Genomic DNA, 6,994 nt, shown 5'->3' with positions numbered 1-6,994 from the left:
TGCCGCGCGGCCATCGCAGCGATGAGGAAGGCCCAATCGAATGAACGATCCGCAGCAGGACAAGCCCGAGGGAGCCGAGGAGGCGCCGGATCTCACCTTCCGGATGACACCCCCGGAGGGCGCTTCCGATGCGACGTCGTCCGAAACCCCCGCGGCCGCCCCGGCGGAGCCCGCCGACGAGCCGGACCGGCCCACCGACCAGTCGGTCGAGGCCCAGGCCACCGAACTCACCCACCGCATCGCTCGCGAACTCGCGGTCGCCGGGCCGGAGGGCTGGCGCAGACTGGAGGCGGTCTTCTCGACCACCGTCGCCGGCGGCGTGATGTACGTGCTGTATTTCGACGACTCGGATCGAATGGTCCGCGTCGACCCGCCCGAAGAGGTGGTCGAGGTGGTCCGGCTGCAGCGCGAGGTGTCGGCGCGGCTCGGCGACGGCCCGTGGTGGCGGCTGGCGCTGCGGCTCGACGTCACCGGACAGCTCGAGGCCGACTACGACTACGGCGACGAACCCTTCCCGGACGACCAGTTGCTCGTCCCCGAGGCCTACCGCGCCGATCTGCAGGTGTACCCGCGCGACCGCCTGCCCGTCTGGCTGGCCGCCTACATCGGCCACGACAACCGGCAGTGGCGGTCACCGCAGCAGGCGGCCCAGCAGGCCCGCGCCGACCGCGAAAGCGGTGTGGCAGCGGCACATTCGGTCGACGACTTCCCGATGCTGCCGGTGCTGTGGGCGCGCTGGGCGACGATCGCGGCCGCGTTCGTCGCCGTCGGCTCCGACTGGGGGCCGCGCATCCTGCCCGCGCTCGGCGTGTTCGAGGGCTCCTCGCGCAGCGGCTCCACCCTGTACGTGCTGCCGGGCGGGCGCGCGGTGCTCTCGGGCGGCGTCTGGAACGCACCCGAACTGGACGCGGCCTACAACGAGGGCGCCCCGCTGCCCGCGCTGTACGCGGGCGCGCCGGAGTGGGTGGCCAATCAGGTGCTCAATCCCCGTGCGGCCCGCGGCATGCTGTCGTTCTGCTACTGGTGGGAGGGCGGCAGCTGGTATCGCGGCGACTCGCCCGGCGCCGATCGGGTCAGCGCGGCGGTGCCCGGGATGTGGACCGCGGACACGGTGGCCGACGTCGTGTGCGGCGTGCTGAGCGCGGACCCGAGCCCGGAACTGCGCGCGGCGGCGGCGAATCTGGTGTCGGCCGCCGAGGCCGGCGTGGTCACCCGCAGTACGCTGACCGCCCTGTTCACCGACCCCTCCGACGACATCGACGGCGCGCTCTACCAACTGTCGCTGGCCGGTCTGGTCACCGCCGTCCCCGAACCGATGACCGAGGACCGCGCCCTCACGATGGTCCGCCGGCACATCGCCGGGCTGGACATCGATACCGCCCGCTACCCGGTGGACGAGCTGGTCGCCGAACGGCTCAGCGTCGGCTGGATGGTGTTCGCCCCCACCCGCCCCGGCGAGATCGCGGTGGGCCGGGCGATCTTCTACATCGCCGACGACGGCGTGATCGAACAGTCCTCGTCCTCGGTCGCCCCCTCGATCTACACCGAGGGCTTCGAACAGCGCTTCCACCAGCGGCAGACCAGCGCCGCCGCCGACTTTCCCATCCGATGAGATCCGATGAGCCGCAGGTGAGGGGACTGCGAAGAGTGCCAACAGTATTACGGTCTGTACACGCTGCGTTCATCGCGATACCCATAGAATCAGCGGTGACCGTAGCCAGTCAGGGGAGTGTGTCATGGGTGACGAGCCGTGGAAGGATCTGAAGAACTCGGCGAACAGCGGTTCCTACCGGATCGTCGGCGTCACCGACGGCATCATCACGTCGGCCACGACCTACGTCGCGAACGCCATCACCGTCCTGGAGACCGCCGCCGGCCACAACGGCGGCGACTACGGCACGATGACGAATTTCACCGCCGGCAGCTACGACGACCAGAAGGGCACGCTCTTCGGAAATCTGAATTCCGGAATGCTGTTGTCCCGCGGCTACACCGATAAAGCCGACAAGCTGCTCAACGAGATCATTCCCGCGTACAAACGCGCACTCACCGATCTCGGTGAGGCGTTGGTCACGGCCGGGAAGATCATGAAGGACACGGACGGCAGTTCCGGCGACAAATTCGCCGGCCTCAAACGTGAAGCGGACAAGGCGCCGTTGTTCAAGGACAAGATCACCCAGGTCCAGCACAACAATCAGGAAATCACGACCCAGGGTGTGGACAAGGGCAAGTGGGAGGACAAGGACACCCCGCTGCCCTCGTGGTCCGGTAACGCCGACCCGAAGAAGCCGCTGCAACTCGACACCCGGACCAAGCCGGGCGACAAGGGCACCGACACCATCGCGACGAGTATCGAGCCGCCCGACTATCTCGACTATCCGACCGCGAAATCGCTGGGCCGCTCGTTGCACGGCAAGCCGGTCTTCCTCGCCGACATGGGTTCGGACTGGATCCGGATGGCCAACGGCGTGAGCACCGCGTTCACCGACCTGAGCAACAACATCGAGTCGCTGAAGAAGCTGGGCTGGAAGGGCGACGGCGCCGACAAGGCGAACGCGGCCATCGGCCGGCTCGCGGCGCGCGGGCACGAACTGGCCACGGCGATGACCACGATCGGCAACCAGTTGATCGAGGGTTCGGGCTGGACGGCGGTCGTCGTCTACAACATGCCCACCGCGGACAACCCGACCCCGGAGGCGCAGAACCAGGCGACCACGCTCGCGAACCAGGCGTTTGACAATTATTACCGCCCGGGCGTGCAGGCGGCCATGGTCGTGCCGCAATTGGTGCCGCCCACCGGAATTCAGGGCGTGAACGACGACGGGGGACACCCGCGTAACAACAACAACAATAACAACAACAACGGCGGTGGCGGTGGCGGCGGAGGCACCGGAGCCGGCGGCGGTTCCGCCGCGCAGTCCGCGGCGCTGCGACAAGCACAGCAGCAGGCCCAGCAGCGCAACGCCGAACTCCAGAAGCAGTTGCAGGAGCAGCAGAAACAGGCCCAGCAGCAAGCGCAGCAACAGGCCGAGCAGCAGCGGCGGGCCCAGCAGCAGGCGCAGCAGCAGGCGGCCCAGCAAGCCGCGCAGCAGGCGGCTCAGCAAGGCATGCAGCAAGCTCAGCAGGCCTTGCAGCAGGGCCTGCAAGCCGCGCAACAGGCCGCGCAGCAAGGCATGTCCGCCGCGCAGCAGGCGGCGGCCAGCGGGCTCGCCGCGGCCGGGCTGCCCACGATGCCGGCCGCGCTGACCGACGCGATGAAGTCCGCGCTGGGCGGCGGCAAGGGCGGCGGTGGCGCGGGCGCCGGAAAGGGCGGCGCGGGCGGCGGTTCCGGCGCCGGCTCGGGACGCACCTCGCCGATGTCCGACCGGCTGTTCCCGCGGGCCAGCGCCGTGGACGCCGCCACCGCGGCGACGACGGGCCGGGCCGGGCTGGCCGCGGGCGGCATGGGCGCGCCGGGCGGCATGGGTCCCATGGGCGGCGGTGCCGCCGGGCAGGGCCAGGGCAACAACAAGGAACACAAGCGGGCCGACTATCTCGATTCCGCGGAGAATCTGGAGGAGGCGCTCGGCGACGCTCCGGTCGTGGTCAAACCGGTTGTCGAACAATGAATCGCACCTGGAACTTCAGCGGTTTCGAGTTCTACGTGCTGTGGCGGGACACGACGGGACAGCGGCTGCCGTGGCCGTTCTTCTACACCAACCGCATGCAAACCGAGGACGAGTTCGAGGCCCTGCGGCTGCGCGCCCGCGAGCGGCTGAACCACACGCTGGACGCGTATTTCGGCGAGGTGCTGACCGCGCTCACCGATCCCGACCTGTGGCTCGCGGTGAACGGCTGGGACGGCCACGCCCCGGACCGGCCGGACGGGCTGGTGCGGCTCTACGCCGCGCGGCGCGGCGAGAACGGCTACGTCGTCACCCAGACCACGGGCGAAACCTATTGGGACGCCGCGAGTTTCACGGTGACCGAAGGCGACGCGGTGAGCCTGGCGGCCGCGGTGGTGGCGGCGCTGCCCGAGGAGAAGCCCGGCCGGCAGTCCGACCTCGTGCTCCCGGCCGAGGAGAACACCGACGAACTGGACTATTCCTACGGCCGGTCCGCGGTGCACGACTCGTTCGACGACACGGTCACCGACCGGGCCCGGCGTTTCCTGGACACCACACCGGTGTGCCGCGGCACCATCGACATCGTGCAGGGCCGCTCGATCTACGGCCCGCGCGGCCTGACCCGGCACCGCCTGCAGTGGCGCGACCTGCCGGACGACGGCCGCTACCTGATCGACGACCGGCACCCACCGGTCGTGCGCGCCGCCGACGACCGGCAGCTGACCTCGGCGATCAACACCCGCATCGTCGAGGTCGTTCGGGCGATCAAGGACGAGCGGAGGTGACCGCGCGCGTTTCCGCGCACTTGACGGACGTGAGATGCTGGCTATGACACTTTTTTTCACGAGAGGTCGATCATGACTGGGCCGAACGAGGACGAGGGCCGCGCCGACGGCGAGTTCCCCGCGGAGTTCGGCGCGGCCTCGCTGACCGGGTCGATCGCCGTGCGCACCACCGAACAGGGCCTGCCGCTGGGGATTCGAATCGACTCCGACGAGCTGCGCCGCGATCCGCAGAGTCTGGCGGGGGAGATCCTGCGCCTGTGCCGGCAGTCGGCGAACCGCGCGGGCCTGCAGCGGCGAGAACAGCTGCGGGAGGCGGGCTTCACCTCCGAGATGCTGGCGCTGACCGGGCTGCCGACCGAGGCCGAGGTGGCGCGGCAGGAAATCATCGAGGAACAGGAGTACGACACGCAGCCGGAAAGCTGGTTGCGCTCGGTGTGAGCGGCAGATCGTCCGGATGGTAAGGGGATTCGAGGGGAGCCATGGTCGACACGATGGACGAGCTGATCGCGCGGGTACAGAAACAGCTGTACCGGCTGCGAGATCTGGACGACGCGATGAAGGGCGTGCGGGCGTCCGCCACTTCCGCCGACGGTGCGATAACCGTCGCGGTGGACGGCAATGGCGCCCCGGTCGAAATGAGTTTTACCGGCGGTATTTCGAAACTGTCGCCCGAGGAATTCGAAAGGGAGCTGGTCGGTACCGCCCGTGCGGCGGCCGTGCAGGCCTTCTCGGAGCGCGCGGATCTGGTTACGGCTTTCAACGAGGAGAGCGCCGGGTAGTCATCGGATGTTAACCATCCGTCGATCGCGCCCTATGCACAGGTAAAGGTACCGTCGAGAACGAAACGTTGAGGGACGTTTCGGGATTGGATGAGGGTATGAATCACGTGGAAGTAGTGCCGGACGCGGTTCGCCGGTACGGTGACACTTCGGCCGTGATGGCCGCCGGCGTCGCCTCGGCCGCGGCGGTCGACCAGACCGCGACCATGGCCGCCGCCGTTCCGGTCTTCGGCCTCATCGGCCAGGAGTTCCTGCTCTCCTACGCCTTCGCGCAGGCCAATCATCTGTCCTCGGTGGCGCAGCTGGCGGCCGTGCACGCGGGCACCGCCCTGACGGCGCACCAGGCCGCCGCCACCTACGAGACCGCGGACATCCATTCCGGCACGGACATCGGTTCGGTCGGCCGGGAGCGATGAGTCTGCCGGGCGCGACTCCGCCACCCGGCGCCGAGTCGCCCGACCCGACCGTGCTGGAGCTGCTGCGCGGCAGCGCCCTGGCGCCCATGCTCGACCGGCCGGTGGGCGACATCCTGCAGGACATGGGGCTGCCGCCGCTGCCCGATCTGCAAGGTGTGCCGCCGCTGCCGGGCATGCCGCCGCTGCCGGTGATCGACCTGAGCGCGCTGATGCGGCCGCTCACCGATCTCGCCGCGGCGTTCGGTACCGGCCGGTTCGCGCCGGCGCCGGAACCCGTTGCGACGCAAGGGGAACCGAACGGCGAGGGTGGCGCGCCGCCGTCGGCTCAGCCGGTGGCCGCACCGCCGCCGCCGGGCGCCGACCCGACGCAGGTGCTGTCGAACGTGTCGTCCACGCTGCAGACGGTGATGTCGCTGGGCACCTCGGCGCTGCAACTCGTGATGACCCTGTGGCAGGGTCAGGCGGCGCAGCAGGCGGCGGGCAAGGCGGCGGCCGCGAGCGCGGATTCGGCGGCGCTGGGCGCGCAGAGCACCGGCCAGAAGTCGGTGATGCTGGGCGCGGCGGGCAGCGTGGCCGTGGGCTCGGCGCAACTGGCCGGTGTGGTGGCCAAGCAGGCCGCGGTGATGGCGATGGCGCCGCTGTTCATCGTCAGCGGTGTCGGTCAGGTCTTCCTGGTGCAGCAGACGATTCAGTCGATCACCGAGGCGCTCGGCATCACCGCCAAGACCAAGGGCGAGCTGGCCGTGCACAGCGGCACCATGACGAAGGTCGGCACCAAGATCCCGATCACCGGCGCGCCGACGGGCGTGAAGTCCTCGCAGGACGTCTCGCAGCTGCTGAGCCTGCTGTCGCCGCTGATGAGCATGGGGACTCAGGCGGGTCAGGCGATCGGCCAACTGGCCAAGGCGAATACGGCGCTGTCCGCGCCCACATCGGTCGCGAGGCCGGAGGACGCGACGGCCGCGTCCGGCGGCGGTGCGGGTGGTGCGGGCGGCGCGGGTGGCGGCGCCGGCATCGGCGGTTTCGCGGGCGGCGGCGCGGGTGTCGGTGGGGCCGCGGTCGGCGCCACGTCGCAGCCGCTGAATCCGTGGCAGGGCACGCGGGTCGCCGGTGGCGTGAGCGGCGCGGCCGCGTCGGGCGTGAGTTCGGGACTGTCGGGCGGCATGAGCCAGCTGTCCGGCTCCGGCGGCAGCGGCGGCTACCTGCCCATGGGCGGCGCCGCGGGCGCGGCGGGGGCGGGCCGTGCGGGCGAGGCCTCCACCGACGAGGCGCTGCGCGGCAACCTGGTGACCGGCCGGCACGGCGACGAGGTCGTCGGCCACATCGAGGGGGTCTCGCTGCCGGTGGTCGGCGCGACCGATACGACGCCGGAACCACCGCCGGACAAGGAACTCACGCTCTGATTCGGG

The 6,994-nt window shown here is 70.2% G+C and carries 7 protein-coding genes; all 7 read left to right on the top strand.

The window, feature by feature from the left end; translation table 11 throughout:
- Nucleotides 1-40 precede the first annotated feature (40 nt).
- Nucleotides 41-1,612, top strand: coding sequence for a hypothetical protein (locus tag IU476_RS07975; RefSeq protein ID WP_195098262.1), 1,572 nt, complete (start codon nt 41-43; stop codon nt 1,610-1,612).
- Nucleotides 1,613-1,736: 124 nt separating this feature from the next.
- On the top strand, nt 1,737-3,608 hold the full coding sequence (locus IU476_RS07970) for a hypothetical protein (protein WP_195098261.1): 1,872 nt from the start codon (nt 1,737-1,739) through the stop codon (nt 3,606-3,608).
- Nucleotides 3,605-4,390, top strand: coding sequence for an ESX secretion-associated protein EspG (locus tag IU476_RS07965; RefSeq protein WP_195098260.1), 786 nt, complete (start codon nt 3,605-3,607; stop codon nt 4,388-4,390). The genes IU476_RS07970 and IU476_RS07965 overlap by 4 nt, the downstream gene beginning before the upstream one ends.
- Nucleotides 4,391-4,462: 72 nt before the next feature.
- Nucleotides 4,463-4,828 (top strand): hypothetical protein, encoded by a 366-nt coding sequence (locus IU476_RS07960; protein WP_195098259.1) that lies wholly within the window; start codon nt 4,463-4,465, stop codon nt 4,826-4,828.
- A gap of 41 nt (nt 4,829-4,869) precedes the next feature.
- Nucleotides 4,870-5,169: a YbaB/EbfC family nucleoid-associated protein gene (locus IU476_RS07955; RefSeq protein WP_195098258.1), complete on the top strand. Its 300-nt coding sequence runs from the start codon at nt 4,870-4,872 to the stop codon at nt 5,167-5,169.
- Between the two features lie 98 nt (nt 5,170-5,267).
- Nucleotides 5,268-5,585: a type VII secretion target gene (locus IU476_RS07950; RefSeq protein WP_195098257.1), complete on the top strand. Its 318-nt coding sequence runs from the start codon at nt 5,268-5,270 to the stop codon at nt 5,583-5,585.
- Entirely contained in the window at nt 5,582-6,988 is a 1,407-nt protein-coding gene (locus IU476_RS36740; RefSeq protein ID WP_195098256.1) for a hypothetical protein, read from the top strand. Before IU476_RS07950 ends, IU476_RS36740 begins: the two co-directional genes overlap by 4 nt.
- The last annotated feature ends 6 nt before the right edge of the window (nt 6,989-6,994 follow it).

It is taken from the genome of Nocardia blacklockiae (genome assembly GCF_015477355.1).
GTDB classification, from domain to species: domain Bacteria; phylum Actinomycetota; class Actinomycetes; order Mycobacteriales; family Mycobacteriaceae; genus Nocardia; species Nocardia blacklockiae.
The sequence above is the reverse complement of the archived record's forward strand: the minus strand, read 5'-3'. Positions and strand labels throughout refer to the sequence as shown.